The following is a 21356-nucleotide window of genomic DNA, read 5'->3' as shown; positions in this document are numbered from 1 at the left end:
AATCATCATGAGGAGAGTGCTATGCCAAAGTACGTCATTGAGCGTGATATTCCCGGTGCCGGGAAGTTATCAGAGCAAGAACTCCGAGCCATTTCGCAGAAATCGTGCGGCGTCCTAAGCAAGATGGGACCACAGATTCAATGGCTCCAAAGCTATGTCACTGGCGACAAGATCTACTGCGTTTACATCGCGGCGAATGAAGAGCTAGTTCGGGAACATGCCCAGCAAGGGGGCTTCCCTGCAAACAGGGTCTCCGAAGTCGCCTCGGTAATTGACCCGACTACGGCAGAGTAGCGTAGCCCAACAAGGCATTCCAGCCGACGCCCCTTTCCCAGCTTCGCTCCGGCCGGGCGGCGGCTGAGCTTGCGCATTAAATGAGCGCTTCGGAGTAGATTGACCTGCCAATATGGATCGGGTGCAGCTGGTCACGACAGGCGCAGGCGGCCAATTGTGGACATGGACGACATGTGCAGTGTTTGAATCAGGGGACGAACGGAGAATAATCTCCGAATCCATCAGGCCACAGCGTCAGAACGTCAAAGCCCGTTTCTGTCACTGCAACCATGTGCTCCCATTGGGCAGATAGGGAGTGGTCCTTGGTAACGACGGTCCATCCGTCCGGCAATTCTTTTGAATGTCGTTTGCCCGCGTTAATCATTGGTTCAATCGTGAATACCATCCCCGGTTGAAGCGTCAGACCTTCGCCCGGCTGACCGTAGTGCAGCACCTGCGGTTCGTCGTGGTACACCTTGCCAATACCGTGGCCACAATACTCGCGGACCACGCTGAAACCTTCCCTATGCGCTACTGATTGAATGGCATAACCGATATCGCCTAACGTTGCTCCCGGTCTTACTGCGAGAATTCCTGCACGCATCGCTTCGTAAGTCGCATTCACCAAGCGTTTAGACAAGATATTGGGCTGGCCCACACAATACATGCGACTTGTATCCCCATGCCATCCGTCCTTCGTTAATGCAACGTCGATATTGACGATATCCCCATTCTTCAATGCCTTGTCCGAAGGTATGCCATGGCAGATGACATGATTGACCGACGTGCAGACCGTTTTAGGGTAGCCGTTATAGCCGATATTGACTGGCACTGCTTTAAGAACATCTACGATGTAATCGTGACATAGCTGGTCCAGCTCATTGGTCGTGATTCCGGGCCTAACGTGTTCGGCAATCATGCTTAGGACGTCTGCCGCCAATGCGCCGGCCTTCCGTAGCATCGCAATATCGGAAGGCGTCTTGATTTCAACTTGAGCGGCCATCATGATTTCTCAAGTGACAGGGTGATTTCCTGGGGCGATTCCGCAGCTTGCTGTTCCGCCTCTATCAGTTTTTGGCAGATATCGTTATAACAAAGACCAGGATTCAACTCCGCCATCATGCCGACGCGAAGCCAGTGCTCGGCTTGCGAGTTGATTGAGCGGCTCATTGCGCCGCTTGTGAGACGCAGATTCGCATGCATCTGCTCAGTGATTTTGACGATTCCCATATGATGTCCATTTACATGAAATATATATGAAATATATATAAAACGTATATTAACATGATGGTTATGGAAATGGTGCTGCTTCGCATCGACAGACTGCAAGCGAGGCGTCTGCTTTGGGCTGTGGATGAGTTCAGTGGGCGCAAACCCGGCACATCGGTGACGCCGGCACTCAACTGATCAAACCAAATCACGATTCCTACGCGTCAGAACACCCGCTGCTCAACTAAACCGGGGCGCGGCGGCTTGCATCCTCATTGCTGTTCGTAAGCTTGTTTCAGGAGTTTGATGTCGATCTTGTCCATCTTCATCATCGCCTGCATGACTCTTTGCGATTTTTGCGTATCCTTGTCTTGCAGCAGTTCACCCAAAATGGTCGGAATGATTTGCCAGCAAAGGCCGAACTTGTCCTTGATCCAGCCGCACCTCTGCGATTCTCCGCCTTCGGAAAACCTGCCCCACAGTTCATCGACTTCTTCCTGTGTCTCGCAATTCACGAAGAATGAAATGGCGGGCGTAAAACTGAATTGCGGCCCGCCGTTCAAGGCGATGAAATCCTGGCCATGCAGCTGGAATGTGGCGGACATCACGGCGCCCTTGGGGCCCGGTCCGGCAGCGCCGTAGCGCATGATGTTGCCGACTTTCGCGTCCTTGAAAATCGAGGTATAAAAATTCATTGCTTCCTCGGCTTTGCCGTCAAACCACAGGAATGGCGTAATTTTTTGCATTTTCTTGCTCCTTATCTCGTTCAGAGCTTGCGCAATTCCTGAGGAAAGGCGCTGCAGCCAAATCAACTTTAGACGGCTACTTGAGTCGATGCCGTGCCGCTAACCTCGAGCTCCCGCACCGGGCGCACCTCTATGCTGCCAAACCGCGCAGGCGGGATTTTCGAGGCCAGGTGGATCGCCTCGTTGAGATCCTTGGCTTCGATCATGTAGAATCCCGCCAGCTGCTCCTTGGTTTCAGCGAACGGGCCGTCGGTCAGGGAGAGCTGGCCGTTGCGTACGCGCAAGGTGGTCGCGGTGTCGGTCGACTGCAGCGCTTGTCCGGCGATGTAATGGCCGCTGTTGCGCAGTTCCTCCCCGTACGCAAAACAGACGCTGTCAGGACAGGCATGCAGCTTGTCCTGGGCAAGATAGACGAGGCACAAATAGTTCATCATGGTCTCCAATAGATGGATGGACATCGGTGGATGACAGCCTGCGGTGCAGTGCCCCGCAGGCGTCGCTTCATAAGCATTTACATTAGATAGTCGAACCACGAAGGGCGAAATCGACAACCGATCGACAACTAATCGACAACTACGTCGATATTTTTATTTTGCCGCCACCAGCAAACGCAACGAAAGGTTACTAATCCGGTAAGCCAGCCAGACGCCGATGCAGAAATCGGCGTTCCGGCTCCTGCCTGGTCAGAGCCAGCGCGCGCCCGTAGGCGGCACGTGCTTCCGCAACGTGCCCCAGGCGCCGGTGCAAATCGGCCTGGGCCGCATGCGCCAGATGATAATTTTGCAACTGGCCACCCGCAAGCAACTTATCTACCAGGGCCAGCCCGGCTGCCGGCCCCTGATGCATGGCGACCGCCACCGCGCGGTTCAATTCGATCACCGGCGTAGGTTCCAGCCGCAGCAAAGCGTCGTACAGGCCGACGATTTGTTCCCAGTCGGTGCTGTCGGCATGGCGGGCTTCTGCATGGACGGCTGAAATCGCAGCCTGCAACGCATAGCTTCCGAAACGCCCCGTTGAGAAGGCGCGCGCCACCAAGGCGGAACCTTCGGCTATGTGTTCCGCGTTCCATAAAGTCCGGTCCTGTTCGTCCAGCGGCACCAGGTCGCCGTTCGCGGAACTGCGCGCGGCGCGGCGCGATTCATGCAACAGCATCAAGGCCAGCAGACTCATCACTTCGGGTTCGGGCAGCAGCTCCAGCAAGAGGCGCGTCAGGCGAATCGCTTCTTGCGACAAATCATGGCGGGTCAGCGTCGTTCCCGAAGAGGCGGAATAGCCTTCGTTAAAAACCAGGTAGATGACGCGCAAGACCGTCTCAAGACGCGCAGGCAATTCGTCGCGGCCTGGAATCTGGTACGGAATGCGGGCATCGCGGATCTTGGCTTTGGCGCGGACAATCCGTTGCGCCAGCGTGGTTGCGGGAGTCAGGAAAGCGTGCGCGATCTCTTCGGTGGTCAGGCCGCAGACCTCGCGCAAGGTCAGCGCAATCTGCGCATCCGGCGCCAGCGAGGGATGGCAGCAAGTGAAAATCAGGCGCAAGCGATCATCCTCGACATGTTCGCGCTCGTCCAGGGCCGGCGTCTCGTCGGCAATCGCCGCTATCGTTTCGGCCACCTCGTCATAGGCGGTGAATCTTGCTGCGCGACGGATGCCGTCAATCGCCTTGAAGCGCCCTGCCGATACCAGCCACGGCACCGGCTTGTCCGGAATGCCGTCGCGCGGCCATTGCTCGAGCGCAGCTTTGAATGCTTCTTGCAAGGCTTCTTCGGCCGTGTCGAAGTCGCCCAGCAGACGAATCAAGGTGGCGAATACGCGTCGCGATTCGCTGCGGTAAATACCTTCAATCGTGTCGCTTATTGGCATCGTCTATGGTGCTTGCTTTTTTGCGCGGCGCAGCACATCGGCTTGCGAATGCTGCCTGCGCGGATAGGTTTCCCGGTTCCCGTACCACCGGAATAATACCTTGAATTACTGCCCTTCCGGCGCTTCCGATCTGTGTGAAAAAGATAATGAAATCATTTTTTCGTCTTCCTTAAAACAGGGCGAATAACCTCCTATTTTGCTCCTACCATGCAAGCAGCATCAAACAAACAACCGGTCCACGGCGGCCATTCCTGCAAGCAGAAAGCAATTCCAACGAAAGGAAGAAAATGACAACAGCATTGCACCTTCGTCGCCTGTCGTTTGTGTTGGCGATACTTTTATCAACATCATTTTTAAGCGGCTGCGCTAGCACTCAAAAAGGAGATGCACCCATGAAGACAACAGATCAGCCATCCGACGGCGCACGAGATTTCGATTTCGTCATAGGCCGCTGGCACACGGTTAACCAGCGGCGGCTGGCGAGTTTGAAAGATTCAAACGAATGGGAGACCTTCGAATCCACCGAAGAAGCGCGCAGGCTGCCCGCCGGCATCGGCAACTACGATGACTTTCGGCCAATCAACTGGCGCCCCGGATTTGCCGCCATGTCGCTGCGTATATTCAACCCCGAAACCAAGCTCTGGAGCATCTACTGGCTCGACAACAAGACCGGGGGGATGGATAAAACAGGTTCGCTGCAAGCGCCGGTCGTCGGCAAATTCATCAAAGGCGTGGGAATTTTTGAAGGCGACGACATGTGGGACGACACGCCGATCCGGGTCCGCTATAAATGGTCTGTGCTGTCAGCCGACAGCGCGACATGGGAACAATCGCTATCGGCTGATGGCGGTAAAACCTGGGAGACCAATTGGATCGCACATCACTCACGCGTGCGGGATTAAGCCGCAGCTACTTTTCCATAGAGACGTCGACGGCTTAGTCATTTTATAGTTGACCTTGATATCCAATATACTGGATACTATTTCCATCATTGTAGACATCAAGGAAAACAAGCTCTTATGGATATTAACGCCCGCATTGCGGCCCGCGTGAGCTTCTTGCGCCAGGAACGCGGTCTGTCGCTGGATGCGCTGGCGACCAAATGCAGCGTCAGCCGCTCCATGATTTCCTTGATCGAGAGAGGCCAAAGCAACGCCACCGCTGTCGTCCTGGAAAAACTGGCTACCGGGCTGGGCGTTCTGCTGCAGGCCCTGTTCGAAGATCCGCAGCCCCTGCCCAGCCCGCTCATCCGCCATGCCGATCAACCGGAGTGGCGCGATCCGCAATCGGGATATCTGCGTCGCAATATCTCGCCGCCTGATCCGCTATCGCCGCTGCGGATTGTGGAAGTGCTGTTTCCTGCGGGCGCCATAGTAAACTATGAAACCGCCGCACGCGACGCTCTGGTGCATCAGCAGATATGGGTGCTGGAAGGCAGGATGGATGTCACCGTCGGCGCAACGCACTATTCGATCGAAGCTGGCGACTGCCTTGCATTCCAGTTAAACAGCCCCACCGCCTTTCACAATCCCCACCGCAAACCTGCGCGTTACGCCGTGATCACCAGCACGGACATCGCGCGCCCATAAGGAATCAAGCATGCAAGAAGACATAAGAATCAATCGGCTGACATCACTCGGCGAGCCGGCGTCAATTACCGCGTTGAGCGAGATCCTGATCGATTGCGTGGACGGCGGCGCCTCGGTCAGCTTCATGCATCCCCTCACGCTCACCCGGGCTGAAAATTTCTGGCGCGGCGTCGCTCCCGGCGTAGCTGCCGGCGAACGCATATTGCTGGTCGCTCAAGACCGGGATGCAACAATTTTGGGGACCATCCAGGTGCTACTGAGCCAACCGGAGAACCAGCCGCATCGCGCCGATGTAGCAAAATTGCTGGTTCACCGCAAGGCACGGCAAGCGGGACTGGGAGCCGCATTAGTAACGGCAGCCGAGAATTCCGCCGCGCTTGCCGGCAAGCGTTTGCTGGTGCTGGATACGGTTACCGGCGGCACGGCGGAACGACTGTACAAACGGCTCGGGTGGCAGGTGTCCGGGATTATTCCTGACTATGCGTTGTGGCCGACTGGCGGCCTGTGCGCAACTACCGTCTTCTACAAGAAAATAGGAAGCGATGAATTGGCCTAGCAAGGGCAGCAAGATCAATCGAGGCTGATGATGCTCTTCCGCATAAAAAAAGCCCGCCGAAGCGGGCTTTGATAATTACCGATACTTGAGGAGATTCGCGCCATCCAATGCTATCTGCAAAGTGATTGCGCCGCGAATGAATCTACTCAGGTATCTGCCATCAGATAATTTTTAGTTGCGTGTGATGACACGTACATCGGAACTGAGTATGCCGGACTGTTCGCCCCGACGCAAGTTCTTTTGCCACCTTTTCTATCGGAGCGAAATCTATATCTGCCAACCTTGCGTGGACTGCCTGCCGATAGACTTTAACCTCTGCGCTTCTCGCATATCGGATGGCAAAAAATGCACTCCCCAGACTCGATTGAAAGTGCATCAGGTTCTGCCGCGCTCCCTGCATCGGTCCGCACTTTCCGCACTGTTTGTGCCACTGCTACTTTGTGCTTCCGGCTTTCACGTCTTCCAGTTCTGGCTCCTTCAAATTACGGCTCACTCATAACTCACCTTCCCTGCTCGCATCGTCCTCCTCGTATCGCCCGGTTCCTCTTGTAATATCTGATGCAGTACAAGAGGAACTTGCTGCGCTGAGGACGGCTGTTGCGGCCTCTGCTTGTTGGCGAAATTTTCCACGCCTTCGGTAGAAATAGTTTCGAGGAAAACCAGAATGCTACGATGGTAATCGACCCGCATTCCCGCTTCCAACAACTGTCTTTCCGACTGGAATAATGACAGGCGCGCATCGTTCAATTCATTTTTCGCCAATTTTTCCGGCGTCACCGCGTACCTTCTGGCCCATCCGTTAAACCATTCGATTCCCATGCTGCGGTCCTTTTGTCAGGAGGCGATTCGATAAAAATTTTTGCGCGCAAAATAGCAACTTCAATCGATCAGTGCACCAAAAACCAGAGCGCCGCCAACATAACCATCGATGCGCCCAGAATCCATCCCAGCACATACTTTTCCATGATCGTTCTCTCTTTTGAGTATTGAGTGAGTATGGAATAGCGCATGCAACGAGGAGGGATTCCGCATTACTCGCTCAATGAACGATCTTATAAAACCTATTCAGTCTAAGATCCGTTCGCTATCCCACATTGCGTCAATTTTCTTCCACGCCAGGAAAATACAGAGACGGGATGTTTTCAAATGACGGTAATCCATCCGAAGGTAAGGGGGTGCGCTCGAGTCAAAATCCCAGATGCCTCAAAAGTTGGAAAATATTTCAGAGAGGCGAGAGAACGGGCTGGGCTGGGCTGGGCTACCTGCATTTCCATGATCTGCGTCATAGCGCGGCCAGCTCAATGATTAACGAAGGGGTCGATTTGTACACGGTTGGCGCAGTGCTTGGGCATAAGTCGCCAAGTAGCACAAAGCGATATGCTCACCTCGCGACGGAGTCACTTAGGGAGGCAATTGGGAGGATTGGTCAAAAAATCCCCCACCACAATAGGAAAAGGGCTACATAGAAACCTATGTAGCCCTTGTATTCTGTTGGTGGGGCGTGTGTGATTCGAACACACGACCTACGGATTAAGAGTCCGCTGCTCTACCAGCTGAGCTAACGCCCCAACAGGGGACGAATTATAGCCGCTGTTTATTATTTTTGCTAGTTCTTCGTAGGAATTTCTATCAGAGTGAATATCAATCGTTGTTTCCACCCTTCCCCACGCATCAGCGGATGCTCACGCCGTGACCAAACCGACCCAATGCAAGGTTGATTCTTCCACCGCAAACTCGGTGCGCTTGGGGGGCTTGACGGCCTTGGCGGCTGCGATAGTCGATTTATAGATGATCTTTTGATTTTTTCTCAGCAACCGTTGCTCGATGCGCCGGGTATACAAATCGCTGTATTCAACAATTTTCTCCAAGGTCTGCACCAATTCCGCATCATCGATGACGCTTTGCGCCAGCTGGCGCCAGAAATCGCATTCGGTCCAGCGCCGGAAACGCATGTAAGCCGTGCTGGAACTGCCAAACTGCTGCGGCAGCTGACGCCACACGCGTTTATTCACCACTACCCACAATACCGCCTCGATAAACAGACGATTGTTTTTTGCTCTGGCGCCGGGATCGCTCTGCTTGCCTGTCAGGAACGGTGCCAGCTTTTGCCATTGCTCATCTTGAAGCTTGATTTCTTGTTCTTGCACATCGTTCATCTTGGCGGCCCCTGGAAAATTTCTGTTGCGCTAATCGCCTCTCTTGATATCGCTTGAACCTGTACCTGACAGCAAGTACTTCTGTCGCTACAGAAACAATTTACATAGCAATTACCTGAGGCTCAGACTTAGCAGTCTAGCAACCTGGCTCGTCAAAGAATATAGGACATGTCTTAAAATTGGAGGGCAATGTGCTGCCCTGCCCAGTCGATCTCAGAGCGGATCCGGCCAGGCGCGCATCGCTTGCGCGCCTATCGCCAGCAGCTTCTCGCGGCCGGCATTGTCACGTGCCTGGGTCGACATGCCGTGGATGACCGTGACAAAAAAACTGGCCAGTGATGCGGTGTCAGTATCGGCAGCCATCTCGCCTTCGGCGACGCCGCGATCCAACCGCTTTTTGATGCCGGCCTCCATCTGTCCACGATAATCCGCCAGTACTTCCTGCACATGCGAGGACGCGGCGGTGCAATTGGTGGCTGAAGTCACGACCATGCAGCCGGGCGGCTGATTCGGGTCGGTTTGTGAAATCGCGATTACCTCAAGATAGCTCCTGATGCTTTCCTTTGCGGTCAGCGGCTCGGCCACGATCGACTCAAAAAAACAGGGTTTTTTGGCCAGGTAATATTGCACCGCTTCCAGGAACAGGCGTTCCTTGTCGCCGAACGCCGTGTACAGGCTGGGCGGCGTGATTCCCATGGCGGCGGTCAGGTCATTGAGCGAAGTCGCCTCGTACCCGTAACGCCAAAAAACCATCATCGCGCGCTCCAGCGCAGCTTCCCTATCGAACGATAAAGGACGGCCGGCCTTCTTGCGCGGCTTGTCTTGTGTCATTTCCATAGTGATCGATATTAAACCACTTGACAGCGCAAAACAAGCCCGTTAGAGTCGCACTCTAATACGTAGTGATCGCTATTAAATATAAATTGTGAAGATGCCGGATGTGGCTAAAAAGAAATATTAGTGTCTCACAGAATTAAATTTGATGCTTTCCGAGCGCGTTTTTTTGCTTTCAGGCAAGGAGAAAATCGGCACATTTGGAGGATCGGACAAGAAGCGTGCAGTAAGCGGCTATCGGCTGAAGGCCAGACGCCCATATATTGCTAATCATGATTTAAGGCACTCCCAGCCAATCAAGAACGCCAATGCCGGTCGCCCGACTTAGCCGAAATCTTCGCCATACGGCCGTCCGCTCAAGCGATTGTTTCCAATTACGCAGTTATCCGTTTCCGTTTTCACGCAGTTTCCACACATATATCCAGGGGTCTCACATGCAAACTTCGACACCATTATTTTCTCGCAAAGCAATTGCGATTGCGGTAGGCATCCTCGTCCTTGCCGCCGCCGGCACCTTCACCCTGAGCAGCCGCCAGGCTAAAGCGGTCAGCCCGCCGCCTGCCGCGGCATCGGTCTCGGTGGCTGCCGCCCTGGAAAAAACGGTCACTGAATGGGATGATTTTTCGGGACGGGTGGAGGCCATCGAAAGGGTTGAAATACGGCCACGCGTATCCGGCACCATCGACGCCGTGCATTTCCAGGAAGGCCAGCTGGTGAAAAAGGGCGATCTGCTGTTCACCATCGATCCCCGTCCCTATCAAGCCGAACTGGCGCGTGCAGTAGCGACCCAGGCCGGCGCCCAGGCCGGATTGGCATTGGCAAAAACCGAACTGGCCCGCACCAGCCGCCTGATCGAAGAACACGCGGTAGCCCAGCGCGAACTGGATCAGCGCAACAATGCTCTGCTGGAAGCCGACGCCAGCCTCAAGGCGGCGGACGCGGCGGTGCAAACCGCGCGCCTGAACCTGCAATACACGTCGATTTCAGCGCCGGTCAGCGGCCGTGTCTCACGCGCTGAAATCACGGTCGGCAACCTGGTCGGCGCCGGCGTCGCGTCGCCGGCCTTGACTACCGTGGTATCGGTGTCGCCGGTGTATGTCAGCTTCGAGGTGGATGAACAAACCTACATCCGCTACGCCGCCAACGGCGCTGTCGGCAATTCCGGCGTGAGTCGCTTGCCGGTCTCTATCGGCCTGGCCAGCGAAGACGGTTATCCGCATCAAGGCCAGATCAAGGCTTTCGACAACCGGCTTGACACCGCTTCCGGCACCATGCGCGTGCGCGCCGTGTTCGACAATCAGAACGGCGCCCTCACCCCCGGCATGTTCGCCCGGGTACGCACCGGCGGTTCGGCGGCTGAAACGGCGGTGCTGATCGACGACAAGGCCGTCGGCAACGACCAGGACAAGAAATACGTCATGGTGCTGGGCGCCGACAACAAGGTCACGTATCGCCCGGTCAAGCTCGGCCCGATTGTCGATGGCTTGCGCGTGGTGCGTTCCGGCCTCAAGAAAGATGAACGGATCGTCGTCAACGGCTTGCAGCGGATACGCCCGAATGACCTGGTCACGCCGGTGACTGTCCCCATGGAGGGAGAAAGCACTTCTTCCGCCAAGGCCGCAGTGACGGTGGCTAGCACTAAATAAGAAAGGCAACGACGACCAGCACCATCGCACCATCGCATCGACGCCGGCATCAATGCCAAACACTCAGCAGAGCCCAACACCATGAATATTTCAAAATTCTTTATCGACCGCCCGATTTTTGCGGGCGTTCTATCTGCGATCATCTTGATCGGCGGCTTGATTTCCATGCTCAGCCTGCCGATCTCCGAATACCCGGAAGTGATTCCGCCATCGGTGATCGTCAAGGCGCAGTATCCGGGCGCCAATCCGCAGACCATTGCGGAAACCGTGGCGACGCCGATCGAGGAACAGATCAACGGCGTCGAAGGCATGCTGTACATGTCTTCGCAAGCCACTTCGGACGGCTTGATGACGCTGACCATCACCTTCAAGCTGGGCACTTCGCCGGACCAGGCCCAGCAGCTGGTGCAGAATCGCGTCAATCAGGCCTTGCCGAGATTGCCGGACGTGGTCCAGCGGCTCGGCGTCACCACGGTCAAGAGTTCACCCAACCTGACCATGGTGGTGCACTTGCTGTCGCCCAACGACCGTTACGACATGGCTTACCTGCGTAACTACGCGGTGCTGAATGTCAAAGACCGGCTGGCGCGCCTGCCAGGGATCGGTTCGGTCCAGCTGTTCGGCTCCGGCGATTACTCGATGCGCATCTGGCTCGATCCGCGCAAGGTGGCCGAACGCGGTCTGGCCGCCACCGATGTAGTCAACGCCATCCGTCAGCAAAACGTCAATGTCGCCGCCGGCGTGATTGGCGCTTCGCCGTCGGTGCCCGGCGTAAATTATCAGATCTCGGTAAATGCCCGCGGCCGCCTCGCCAATGAGGAAGAATTTGGCAATATCGTGGTCCGCACTTCGCCGGATGGCGTCGTCACCTATCTCAAAGATGTGGCGCGCATCGAACTCGGCGCCAGCGAATATGCGTTGCGCTCCTTGCTCGACAATAAGCAGGCAGTAGCGATTCCTATCTTCCAGGCGCCCGGCTCCAACGCATTGGAAATCTCCGACAACGTCCGCCGCACCATGGCCGAGTTGAAGAAAGATATGCCGGAAGGCGTGGACTACAAGATCGTGTACGACCCGACCCAGTTCGTCCGCTCGTCCATCGAGGCCGTGGTCCACACCTTGCTGGAAGCGATTTTGCTGGTGGTGATCGTGGTGATCATTTTCCTGCAAACCTGGCGCGCTTCGATCATTCCGTTGCTGGCAGTGCCAGTATCGGTGATCGGCACCTTTGCCGTCATGATGGGCTTGGGGTTTTCGATCAATGCCCTGAGCTTGTTCGGGCTGGTGCTGGCCATCGGGATTGTGGTCGACGACGCCATCGTGGTCGTTGAGAACGTCGAGCGCAATATCGAAAACGGCTTATCCGCCAAGGAGGCCACCTATAAAGCCATGCGTGAAGTTTCCGGACCTATCGTGGCGATTGCCTTGACCTTGTGCGCCGTGTTTATTCCACTGGCTTTCGTCAGCGGCTTGACCGGCCAGTTCTTCAAGCAGTTCGCCCTGACGATTGCGATTTCAACCGTGATTTCCGCGTTCAATTCGCTGACCTTGTCGCCGGCACTGGCAGCCCTGCTGCTGAAAGGCCACGGCGCCAAGAAGGATGCATTCCAACGCCTGATCGATCGCTTCTTCGGCGGCTTCTTTGCCGTGTTCAACCGGGTCTTTCATCGCGCCTCGGACTCCTACAGCGGCGGCGTGGCCGGCATCCTGAAACGCAAGTCTGCCGCGCTGGCGGTGTATGCGGTATTGATCGGCGTCACCGTGCTGCTGTTCCATACCGTGCCGAATGGCTTCATCCCGGCCCAGGACAAGCAATACCTGGTGGGTTTTGCGCAGTTACCTGACGCCGCATCGCTGGACCGTACCGAAGACGTGATGCGCAAGATGTCGGAAATCGCGCTGAAGCAACCCGGCGTGGAATCGGCCGTGGCCTTCCCGGGCCTGTCGATCAACGGCTTCGTCAACAGCCCCAACTCCGGCATCGTGTTCACCACGCTCAAGCCGTTTGACGAGCGCCGTGGCGCCGACCAGAGCGGCATTGCGATTGCACAGCAGCTGAATCAAAAGTTCGCGGCTATCCAAGGTGCGTTCATCGCCGTCTTCCCGCCGCCGCCGGTGCAGGGCTTAGGTACTATCGGCGGCTTCAAGCTGCAGATCGAAGATCGCGCCGCGCTCGGCAACCAGGCATTGAGTGACGGTTTGCAGGCATTCATGGCGAAAGCGCAAAAAGCGCCTGAGCTGGCTGGCATGTTTTCCAGCTTCCAGATCAATGTGCCGCAGCTGTACGCCGATGTCGACCGGGTTCGCGCCCAGCAGCTGGGGGTATCGATCCCGGCGGTATTCGACACTTTGCAAATCTACCTCGGATCGCTGTACGTGAACGATTTCAACAAGTTCGGCCGCACCTTCCAGGTACGGGTCCAGGCCGATGCGCCGTTCCGCGCGCATGCCGAAGACATCGGCTTGCTGAAAGCCCGCAACGACCGCGGCGAGATGGTGCCCTTGTCGTCCTTGCTGAAGATGACGCAAAGCTACGGCCCCGATCAGGCGATACGCTATAACGCCTTCCCTTCGGCCGACGTCAACGGCGGACCGGCGCCTGGCTACAGCACCGGCCAGGCGCAGGCCGCGGTAGAACGCATCGCCGCCGAGACGCTGCCGCGCGGCATCAGCTACGAATGGACCGAAATCACTTATCAGGATAAGATCGCCGGCGATACGCTGTTTATCATCCTGCCGTTGTCGATCTTGCTGGTGTTCTTCGTGCTGGCGGCGCAATACGAGAGCCTGACCTTGCCGCTGGCGGTGCTGCTGATCGTGCCTATGGGGATCTTGTCGGCAATCGTCGGCGTCTGGCTGACCCGCGGCGACAACAACATCTTCACCCAGATCAGCCTGATCGTATTGGTCGGCCTGGCGTGCAAGAACGCGATCTTGATTGTGGAGTTTGCGCATGAGCTGGAATTGCAAGGGCGTTCCATCTACGCCGCTGCAATCGAAGCCGCCCACCTGCGTCTGCGCCCTATCCTGATGACCTCGATCGCTTTCATCGCCGGCGTCATTCCGCTGATCCTGTCGACCGGCGCCGGCGCTGAAATGCGCCATGCGATGGGAGTCGCGGTGTTCTCCGGCATGATTGGCGTGACCGCTTTCGGGCTGTTCCTGACACCGATATTTTACGTATTGCTGCGTACCCTGGCATCGCGCTTTACGAGCGCCAAACCAATAGCGGAACAACATGCCGGCCCGGCGCCGACCGCACACGGACCGGCAGCGCCAGCCGTTGCAACCGTGGCGCCCATAGAAGGAATCTGAACATGAAAACTTTCAATCTCAAACTCAGCACGCTGGTTGCCGCACTGGTGCTGGCCGGCTGCTCCACCACCAAACCGCCCGAGCAGGTCAAACTCGACCTGCCTGGCCAGTATCGCGAGGCAGCGGCACTGGATGGCAAGTGGAAACTGGCGCAGCCTGCCGACGCCGCCGATCGCGGCGTGTGGTGGTCGGTATTCGGCGATGCCGAACTCAGCAAGCTGATCGATGAGGCGACTCAATCCAGCCCGACCCTGGTGATGGCGATGGCGCGCGTCAAGGAAGCACGCGCCACGGCCGGACTGGCCGATGCCGACCGCGCATTTCAGCTCGGCGCCGGCTTCGGGCCAACCCGCCAAGGTGACGCCAGCGGCGCTTCAACCCAATGGCGTGCGCAATTGAACGCCTCTTACGAGGTCGATCTGTTCGGCCGGCTGTCAGACAGCAGCCGCGCGGCTCGCCTTGATGCGGAAGGACAGGAAGCCGCCTATCGCTCGGTCTTGCTGGCCTTGCAGGCCGACGTCGCGCAGCAGTATTTTGCGATCCGTTCGCTGGATGCTGAACTCGATGTGTTGCAACAAACCATCAAGCTGCGCCAGGAGGCTTTGCGCCTGGTCCAGCATCGTTATGATGCCGGCGACACCAGCGAGCTGGATGTGGCGCAAGCCAATACGGAATTGTCGGTCACCCAGGCGGAACAGGAAGGCGTCAGCCGCAACCGCGCCCAGCGCGACCATGCCCTGGCGATCCTGCTCGGCAAGGCGCCGGCGCAGTTCACACTGGCGACTGAAGCTCTGCAACCGGTGACGGTCAGCGTTCCGCCCGGCTTGCCTTCCGATCTGCTGGAACGGCGGCCGGACATCGCCCAGGCGCAGCGCCAGCTGGCTGCCGCCAGCGCCCGCATCGGCGTCGCCAAGGCAGCGTTCTTTCCGAGCCTGGTGCTGACAGCGTCTGGCGGCTACGCTTCAGACGCCTTGCACAATCTGTTCCAGTGGTCGAGCCGCAGCTGGCTGCTGGGGCCGCTGGTCGGCACCGTGCTGAACCTGCCTTTGCTGGACGGCGGCCGCAACAAAGCCAACCTGGCGCGGGCCGACGCCAACTATGAATCGGTAGTGGCGAATTATCGGCAACAGGTGCTGGTCGGCTTCCAGGACGTGGAAGATAACCTGAGCGCCCTGCGCACCCTGGACAATCAGATCCGCTTCCAGGAAGATGCGGTGAAGTCGGCGCAACTGGCAGCCCGTCTCGCCGATTCGCGCTATCGGAATGGCTCTACCAGCTATTTTGAAGTCATCGACGCGCAACGTTCCAGTCTCTCGGCGCAACGCGCAAAAAGCCAGACCGTTGGCCAGCGTGCAGTGGCGTCGGTGGGCCTGATTCGGGCCTTGGGTGGCGGCTGGAATGAAGCTGCCGCCGGCAGCAGCGCCTTGGCTCTGGCTAAGTAGTCTGAAGTATGGCGGTGCAGTGGCGTGACTGGCGCCGCATCGCCATAGTCGAAGATACTGCTTGCCTGGTTTTTGGCGAGGGCTTAATCTTTCAGCACCACCAACTCACCCGGCCGCCATGCAAACACATAACGCTTCGCTCCTGCCTGCATCAGCCGAAATCGACGCGCTGACGCGGGCTTTTTTTTCCGTATTTACCAACAAAAACGGCATCAAGCCTGATGTCGACGCCATTCACCGCATGTTCATTCCGCAAGGCTTGATTATCAGGTGCAACGGCCCCGAGCGCGCAATCTACACGCTGCAGGAATTCATCGAACCGCGCCGGCAACTGCTGAGCTGCGGCCGATTGACAGAGTTTCAGGAGCAGGAAGTATCGGCCCGCACCGATATCTTCGGCGGCATCGCGCAGCGCTATTGCATCTACCAAAAATCGGGAATCCTTGACGGCCAGGCGTTTCAAGCCCGTGGCGTCAAGACTTTGCAATTGATCCGCATGGACGACAGCTGGAAACTGGTCTCGCTTGCCTGGGAAGACGAACGGGACGGCCTCGCTGTGCCGGATCGGATCTGACTTTAATCTCGAATTTCAATCCCGGATATCGCGTAACGGCGAAGTCTTCAGCAAGCCGAAAGTCAGCAGGCTGCCGCCCGCCGCGATAGCAATCAAGCCGCTGCGCACCCCCAGATGCTCGGCAATCCAGCCGGCCGACAAGGCGCCCAGCGGCGCCGCCGCCACGGTCATGAAACGCATGGTCGACACCATGCGGCCGTGATACGCGTCTGGCGTCAGTTTCAGCCGCAGCGCCAGGTAAGGCATGAAATACAGCATGGCGCTGCAATCGAAGATGAACACCACCACGCCGTAAGCCAGTGCGCTCAGCAGCGGTGAGCCGAACAGGTTTGCCGGGATCATCGCCAGCAGCAGCCACGCCGCACCGGTGCCGCCGAGGCCGATCAGGATCGTGCGGCCGCTGCCGAATCGCCGCGATAAAGGCTTGAGCAATATGGAACTGACCAGCACGCCCAGGCCGCCCAGCGTTTGCGCCGCACCCAACACCCCCGGCGACATGCCCAACTGATGGGTGGCGAACAGGATCTGCAAAGCCAGGTAACCGTTGAACAGCACTTGCCACAAGGCGGTGCCCCAGGCCAGCGCCCACAGCACTTCATGATTCCACACCATCTTGATGCCATCCACCATTTCGCGGAAGGGGTGACGATCGGACGGCGCGGGATAAGTGTCGCGCTTGCGCAGATAACGCAAATTCCACCACGACCCGACGAAGCCGAGGGCATCGACCAGCACCGCTACCGGCGCCGTCAGCAATTGCACCAGTATGCCGGCGATGCCCGGGCCGACCAGGCGCGCCATCGAGTCGGTAGCGGCAAACTTGCTTTGCGCATCCAGCAAATGCTCGCGTCCCACCAGCTGCGCCAAAAACACCTGGGAAGCGCTGCCGCCGATGACAAAGCCTATCCCCATCAGGAAGCCGACCGCGTAGAGCACATGCATGTTCAACAAACCCAGCCAGTAGCTCAGCGGAATCACCGCCAGCACGACGCCAAACAGGAATTCCGACCACAGCAACACCGGATACTTGCTGCGCCGGTCCAGCCAGACGCCGACTGGCAGCGAGAACAAGGCGAACGGCAAAGTCTGCAATGCAATCAGCATGCCCATCTGCGCCGGGCTGGCTTGCAGCAGCAGCACCGCAGTGAGTGGAATCGCCAGGCTGCTGATCTGTTCGCCGAAGCTGGCGATGACGGTGGTCAGCCAGAAGCGGCGGAAATCGCGATGGCGCAGCATCGGATCGGCCGACAGCTTGCGTGTGAAAAATTGACGGAATGCGTTAAAAATAAGGCAACTCTCTGAAAGCGGCAACACTGGGTAAGTAAGCGCGGCATGGACAGTTCCTGGTGGGAACATTAACCAAATGATAGCAGTAATGCCGTCAGCATTTACCTGCCGCCGCAAATTAAATATGTTGGATGTTCATAGGTGAAATGAGCGCGAGCGAAGACTCATTCCGCAGTTTTTCGAGAAAATTTCGCAGCGCGCCAAAGATGATAATAAATTAATATTTTTTAAGTCCAAGCAATTTGAGACGACTGGTCATATAATAGCGGAATGAATAAACTCCACGTCCCCAACGATACCCGTGCAAGCCTGCTCGAAACCGGCCTCCGGCTGTTCGCAGAGCAAGGCTACAACGGCACCGGCATCAAGGAAATCGTCGATGCCGCCAGCGTGCCCAAGGGTTCGTTTTACAACTACTTCAAGAGCAAGGAAGACTTCGGCGCCGAGGTCATCTCGTTCTACGCGACCGGCTTCGCGGACCAGTGGTCGGCCTATTTTGCCGAGGGTCCGGAACAGCCGCTGGCTGCGCTGCGCTACACCTACGAACGTATCATCAGCTATCACGAACAGTGCGAAGTGAAAGCCGGCTGCCTGCTGGGCAATTTTGCTGCCGAAATGTCGGAGTCCAGCGAACTCTGCCGCCTCACGCTGCAAGAAGTGGTCGGCGGCTGGCGCAAGCGCTTTGCCAGCTATCTGCGCAAAGCCCAGGCCGATGGCTCGGTACGCACCGACCTGAACGCGGAACAGCTGACCGATTTTTTCTGGAACGCCTGGGAAGGCGCCCTGCTACGGATGAAAATCGAACGCTCGACGGCGCCGGTGCGCGCCTGCGTCAATCTGATGTTCGATCATTTTTTTCTGCCATGAAGCCACGGAAGCCACAGCGGGAATTGAATCCATTTTTTTAAAACAAATCCGAGACGACCGGTCGCTTATTTGTCGCTTATTTGTCATTTATTAATCTGTAACGCCGTTTATTTAAAGCAGCAAGTCAAACCACCAATCGCCTGACAGCGATTTATTCACGAAGGAATGCACATGAGCCGCACCCCAGAAACCCGTACCGAAGACAGCCTGTTCCAACCCGCCCGCATCGGCGACATCGAAGTATCCAACCGGATTGTGATGGCGCCGCTGACCCGCAACCGCGCCGGCGAAGGCAATGTGCCAAATGAATTGAACCTGAAATATTACGCCCAGCGCGCATCTGCCGGCCTGATCGTAACCGAAGCGACCCAGGTCTCTGCCCAAGCCCAGGGCTACGCCAACACGCCGGGCCTGCATACGCCGGAACAAGTCGCCGCCTGGAAAAAAATCACCGACGCCGTGCATGAAAAAGGCGGCCGCATCGTGGTGCAAATCTGGCATACCGGCCGCATGTCGCATGTCTCCTTCCAGCCGGACGGCAAGGCGCCGGTAGCGCCGTCCGCCATCCGCGCCGAAGCCAAGACCTTTGTACCCGGCGAGGGTTATGTCGACACCTCGGTGCCGCGCGAACTGGCGCTGCAAGACATCCCAGGCGTAGTGGATGATTTCCGTCAAACGGCGCGGCGCGCCATGGACGCAGGTTTCGACGGCATTGAAATCCACGGTGCGCACGGCTATCTGCTCGACAGTTTTCTGCGCGACGGCTCGAATCACCGTAGCGACATCTACGGCGGCAGCATTGAGAATCGCAGCCGCCTGCTGCTGGAAGTGGTGGCCGCAACCACCGCCGAGATCGGCGGCGGCCGGGTCGGCGTGCGCATCTCGCCGGTATCGCCGGTCAACGATTCCAGCGAAAGCCAGCCGCAACCGTTGTTCAACTATCTGGTGGAACAGCTCAACCGGTTTGGCCTGGCCTATCTGCACGTGGTCGAAGGCCACACCGGCGGCCCGCGCGATAACGCGCCGTTCGACTACGAAGCACTGCATCAACGCTTTGACGGCGCCTGGCTGGTGAATAACGGCTATGACCGCATGATGGCGCGCGAAGCCATCGCCAGCGGTCATGGCGACCTGGTCGCTTTCGGCCGCGCCTTCATCACCAATCCGGACCTGGTATATCGCTTGCAGCACAACCTGCCGTTGAATGTGCCGTTTGCCGATGCGCCGCTGTATGGCGGCGTGGGTGAGCATGGGTATACCGACTACCCGGCGTTGAGCGAGGCCTAAGCAACCATCTTATCGATCCGCTTGTGCACGAATTGCACAAGCGGTCGCGACTCACGGCCGGCGCAGCTTACGGCGCTGCCGCCGGCTTTTCACTGCCATAGGTGATCGCCAGGTATTCCCCAATCTGCTTAACCTGGTCATCGCTCAGAGGCGCGCCATATGCGTGCTGCATTTTCGCCACTTCCGCAGTCCACTGCGTCAGACTCATCTTGCCGGGCTGCTGGTTGATGTAGTCGGCAGAATGGCAGATCGCGCACATCTGCGTAGCGACCACATAACCCGGATGAGTGGAAGGCTTGAGCTGGGCCGTTTCCTGCGGCAGCGTAATGCTCAAGGGCGCTGCCGATGCAATCGCAGCTGCGCCAAGCAGGACGCCGGCAAGCATCGTTTTTACGTAGTTCATGGCGATCTCCTAAGCAACGCTTATTTTTGTGGTTTCGATCACGTTGCGCGCATATCCCGCAGGATTCCAGGTAGCTTCCAGCGGCTGGATTTCGCCGCTCTGCGCGGTCGCCCTTACCATCAGCTGCAACTCCCCCTTGCGCGACGGCGTGATGCCGAAGCGCCATTCGCGGAAAGAGTATTTTCCGAGATCCTTACCCAGCACTGCGCTCTTCCATGTCTGGCCGCCGTCAGCCGAAATATCGACGGTCTTGATACCGCTGCCGCCATCGAATGCAATCCCTTTCAGCTCGATCCGGCGTCCGGCATGGACCACCGAGCCATCGTGAAGGCTGGTGATGAAGGAGCGTACCTTCAAACGCGAAATCGGCCGCGTTTTCCCTGGCGCGGTTCCAGGCGTCACGCACATGCAATCGTTGTCGGGAACACGGTACGCCGTCGCCATGAAAAAGCCGTCGTAGACATGGTCCAGCACTTCGATTTCATTCAGATGCTTGACCCAATATGTGCCGAAATAGCCGGGCACGATCAATTTGATCGGATAGCCGTTCAAGAAAGGAATATCGGCGCCGTTCATGGACCAGGCGATGATCGGTTCGCCGCTGAGGGCGTGCTCGATATCGAGCGCCTTGATGAAATCCGGCGTAGTCGGCAGCACCGGCTGATCCAGCCCTTTGAAGCTCACCTGTTTAGCGTCCGTCAGCACGCCGGCATGTTCCAGCACCGCCTTCAACGGCACGCCGACCCAGCGCGCATTCCCCATGGATCCGTTGCCGAGCTGCGCGCCGAACACGCGCGGCGTCGAAAAGGCGCGGCTGTTGCCGGAACACTGGTTGACCGCCACTACTTCGACTGCCGGCGCAATCGCCTTCAGCTCGGCCAGCGACAGCGACAGCTCGCGCGTGACCCGGCCGCCGATCTTCAAGCGATAGGTGGCGGCATCAATCGAGGTCGGGATATTGGCCAGGTGGTAGCGCACGAAAAATGCATCGTTCGCAGTAAGCGGCCCTTCATTGAACACACTGAACGGCGTTTCAAGATGCGGCGGACGCGTCGTAATCCGCATCAACGGGCGTTTTTGCGGATAGGCGATCAGGTCTCGCTCGCCGTTATCCACCGGTATGCTGGTGGTGGCGGCAACACTATATAACGGCGCAAGCGCCAGTGAACTTGCAGCAAGCCCCGCGTGCTGCAAAAATTTGCGGCGGCTGGATGCTGCATTGCCTTCATCGGATTTCATGGCATTCTCCTGCAATATCAACATTGTTGTAGTTATGAGAGCTGGCCTGCCAGCAAAAATTACTGCGCTGCGG

The 21356-nt window shown here is 57.4% G+C and carries 22 protein-coding genes and 1 tRNA gene; 11 read left to right on the top strand and 12 right to left on the bottom strand.

Going from position 1 to position 21356, the window contains the following annotated elements; translation table 11 throughout:
• Positions 1-21 precede the first annotated feature (21 nt).
• Positions 22-294: a DUF4242 domain-containing protein gene (locus tag BLV81_RS00785; RefSeq protein ID WP_092351435.1), complete on the top strand. Its 273-nt coding sequence runs from the start codon at positions 22-24 to the stop codon at positions 292-294.
• Positions 295-481: 187 nt separating this feature from the next.
• Here BLV81_RS00785 and map read toward each other — a convergent pair whose 3' ends face one another.
• From map to BLV81_RS00760, 5 genes are all read right to left on the bottom strand, one after another.
• Positions 482-1276 carry a type I methionyl aminopeptidase gene (gene map / locus BLV81_RS00780; protein WP_092351746.1) on the bottom strand — a complete coding sequence of 265 codons (795 nt, stop codon included), beginning with the start codon at positions 1274-1276 and terminating at the stop codon, positions 482-484.
• A complete protein-coding gene (locus BLV81_RS00775) occupies positions 1276-1503 on the bottom strand; it encodes a ParD-like family protein (protein WP_092351433.1) in 228 nt (75 codons plus the stop codon). Before BLV81_RS00775 ends, map begins: the two co-directional genes overlap by 1 nt.
• Positions 1504-1754: 251 nt before the next feature.
• Positions 1755-2228 carry a VOC family protein gene (locus BLV81_RS00770; protein WP_092351431.1) on the bottom strand — a complete coding sequence of 158 codons (474 nt, stop codon included), beginning with the start codon at positions 2226-2228 and terminating at the stop codon, positions 1755-1757.
• A 68-nt stretch (positions 2229-2296) separates the two neighbouring features.
• Positions 2297-2662: a YciI family protein gene (locus tag BLV81_RS00765; protein WP_255364844.1), complete on the bottom strand. Its 366-nt coding sequence runs from the start codon at positions 2660-2662 to the stop codon at positions 2297-2299.
• A gap of 190 nt (positions 2663-2852) precedes the next feature.
• On the bottom strand, positions 2853-4088 hold the full coding sequence (locus BLV81_RS00760; RefSeq protein ID WP_092351427.1) for an RNA polymerase sigma factor: 1236 nt from the start codon (positions 4086-4088) through the stop codon (positions 2853-2855).
• A gap of 287 nt (positions 4089-4375) precedes the next feature.
• Here BLV81_RS00760 and BLV81_RS00755 point away from each other — a divergent pair, with 287 nt between their 5' ends.
• From BLV81_RS00755 to BLV81_RS00745, 3 genes are all read left to right on the top strand, one after another.
• Positions 4376-4990, top strand: coding sequence for a hypothetical protein (locus BLV81_RS00755; RefSeq protein ID WP_255364843.1), 615 nt, complete (start codon positions 4376-4378; stop codon positions 4988-4990).
• 117 nt (positions 4991-5107) lie between these two features.
• A complete protein-coding gene (locus BLV81_RS00750) occupies positions 5108-5677 on the top strand; it encodes a helix-turn-helix domain-containing protein (RefSeq protein ID WP_092351423.1) in 570 nt (189 codons plus the stop codon).
• Between the two features lie 10 nt (positions 5678-5687).
• Positions 5688-6233, top strand: a complete 546-nt coding sequence (locus tag BLV81_RS00745) for a GNAT family N-acetyltransferase (RefSeq protein ID WP_092351421.1) — start codon at positions 5688-5690, stop codon at positions 6231-6233.
• A 489-nt stretch (positions 6234-6722) separates the two neighbouring features.
• On the opposite strand, the gene BLV81_RS00740 is transcribed toward BLV81_RS00745, so the two are convergent.
• Entirely contained in the window at positions 6723-7052 is a 330-nt protein-coding gene (locus BLV81_RS00740; RefSeq protein ID WP_092351419.1) for a hypothetical protein, read from the bottom strand.
• A 317-nt stretch (positions 7053-7369) separates the two neighbouring features.
• On the opposite strand from BLV81_RS00740, the gene BLV81_RS24385 reads away from it, so the two are divergent.
• On the top strand, positions 7370-7699 hold the full coding sequence (locus BLV81_RS24385; protein WP_369823775.1) for a tyrosine-type recombinase/integrase: 330 nt from the start codon (positions 7370-7372) through the stop codon (positions 7697-7699).
• A gap of 26 nt (positions 7700-7725) precedes the next feature.
• Here BLV81_RS24385 and BLV81_RS00730 read toward each other — a convergent pair.
• The 3 genes from BLV81_RS00730 to BLV81_RS00720 form a co-directional block, all read right to left on the bottom strand.
• Positions 7726-7801 (bottom strand) — tRNA-Lys (locus tag BLV81_RS00730).
• A 114-nt stretch (positions 7802-7915) separates the two neighbouring features.
• Positions 7916-8389 (bottom strand): transposase, encoded by a 474-nt coding sequence (locus BLV81_RS00725; protein ID WP_092351417.1) that lies wholly within the window; start codon positions 8387-8389, stop codon positions 7916-7918.
• A 213-nt stretch (positions 8390-8602) separates the two neighbouring features.
• Positions 8603-9226, bottom strand: a complete 624-nt coding sequence (locus tag BLV81_RS00720) for a TetR/AcrR family transcriptional regulator (RefSeq protein WP_092351415.1) — start codon at positions 9224-9226, stop codon at positions 8603-8605.
• A 431-nt stretch (positions 9227-9657) separates the two neighbouring features.
• On the opposite strand from BLV81_RS00720, the gene BLV81_RS00715 reads away from it, so the two are divergent.
• The 4 genes from BLV81_RS00715 to BLV81_RS00700 all read left to right on the top strand — a co-directional run bounded on the left by BLV81_RS00715 (position 9658) and on the right by BLV81_RS00700 (position 16200).
• Positions 9658-10869, top strand: a complete 1212-nt coding sequence (locus BLV81_RS00715; protein ID WP_092351413.1) for an efflux RND transporter periplasmic adaptor subunit — start codon at positions 9658-9660, stop codon at positions 10867-10869.
• 81 nt (positions 10870-10950) lie between these two features.
• Entirely contained in the window at positions 10951-14184 is a 3234-nt protein-coding gene (locus BLV81_RS00710; RefSeq protein WP_092351411.1) for an efflux RND transporter permease subunit, read from the top strand.
• 2 nt (positions 14185-14186) lie between these two features.
• Positions 14187-15626 (top strand): efflux transporter outer membrane subunit, encoded by a 1440-nt coding sequence (locus tag BLV81_RS00705; protein ID WP_092351409.1) that lies wholly within the window; start codon positions 14187-14189, stop codon positions 15624-15626.
• Between the two features lie 118 nt (positions 15627-15744).
• Positions 15745-16200 carry a DUF4440 domain-containing protein gene (locus tag BLV81_RS00700; RefSeq protein WP_092351406.1) on the top strand — a complete coding sequence of 152 codons (456 nt, stop codon included), beginning with the start codon at positions 15745-15747 and terminating at the stop codon, positions 16198-16200.
• Between the two features lie 15 nt (positions 16201-16215).
• Here the strand turns inward: BLV81_RS00700 and BLV81_RS00695 are convergent, their stop codons facing one another.
• Positions 16216-17556, bottom strand: a complete 1341-nt coding sequence (locus tag BLV81_RS00695; protein ID WP_255364840.1) for an MFS transporter — start codon at positions 17554-17556, stop codon at positions 16216-16218.
• 201 nt (positions 17557-17757) lie between these two features.
• Here BLV81_RS00695 and BLV81_RS00690 point away from each other — a divergent pair, with 201 nt between their 5' ends.
• Complete coding sequence (locus BLV81_RS00690) at positions 17758-18354, top strand: TetR/AcrR family transcriptional regulator (protein ID WP_092351402.1); 597 nt, start codon at positions 17758-17760, stop codon at positions 18352-18354.
• Between the two features lie 171 nt (positions 18355-18525).
• Entirely contained in the window at positions 18526-19641 is a 1116-nt protein-coding gene (locus BLV81_RS00685; protein WP_369823774.1) for an alkene reductase, read from the top strand.
• Positions 19642-19708: 67 nt separating this feature from the next.
• Here the strand turns inward: BLV81_RS00685 and BLV81_RS00680 are convergent, their stop codons facing one another.
• Both BLV81_RS00680 and BLV81_RS00675 read right to left on the bottom strand, forming a co-directional pair.
• Positions 19709-20044, bottom strand: a complete 336-nt coding sequence (locus BLV81_RS00680) for a SorB family sulfite dehydrogenase c-type cytochrome subunit (protein WP_092351398.1) — start codon at positions 20042-20044, stop codon at positions 19709-19711.
• Between the two features lie 9 nt (positions 20045-20053).
• On the bottom strand, positions 20054-21283 hold the full coding sequence (locus BLV81_RS00675; RefSeq protein WP_092351396.1) for a SorA family sulfite dehydrogenase catalytic subunit: 1230 nt from the start codon (positions 21281-21283) through the stop codon (positions 20054-20056).
• Positions 21284-21356 lie beyond the last annotated feature (73 nt).

This window comes from Collimonas sp. OK242, from assembly GCF_900107095.1.
Taxonomy (GTDB): domain Bacteria; phylum Pseudomonadota; class Gammaproteobacteria; order Burkholderiales; family Burkholderiaceae_D; genus Collimonas.
The sequence above is the reverse complement of the archived record's forward strand: the minus strand, read 5'-3'. Positions and strand labels throughout refer to the sequence as shown.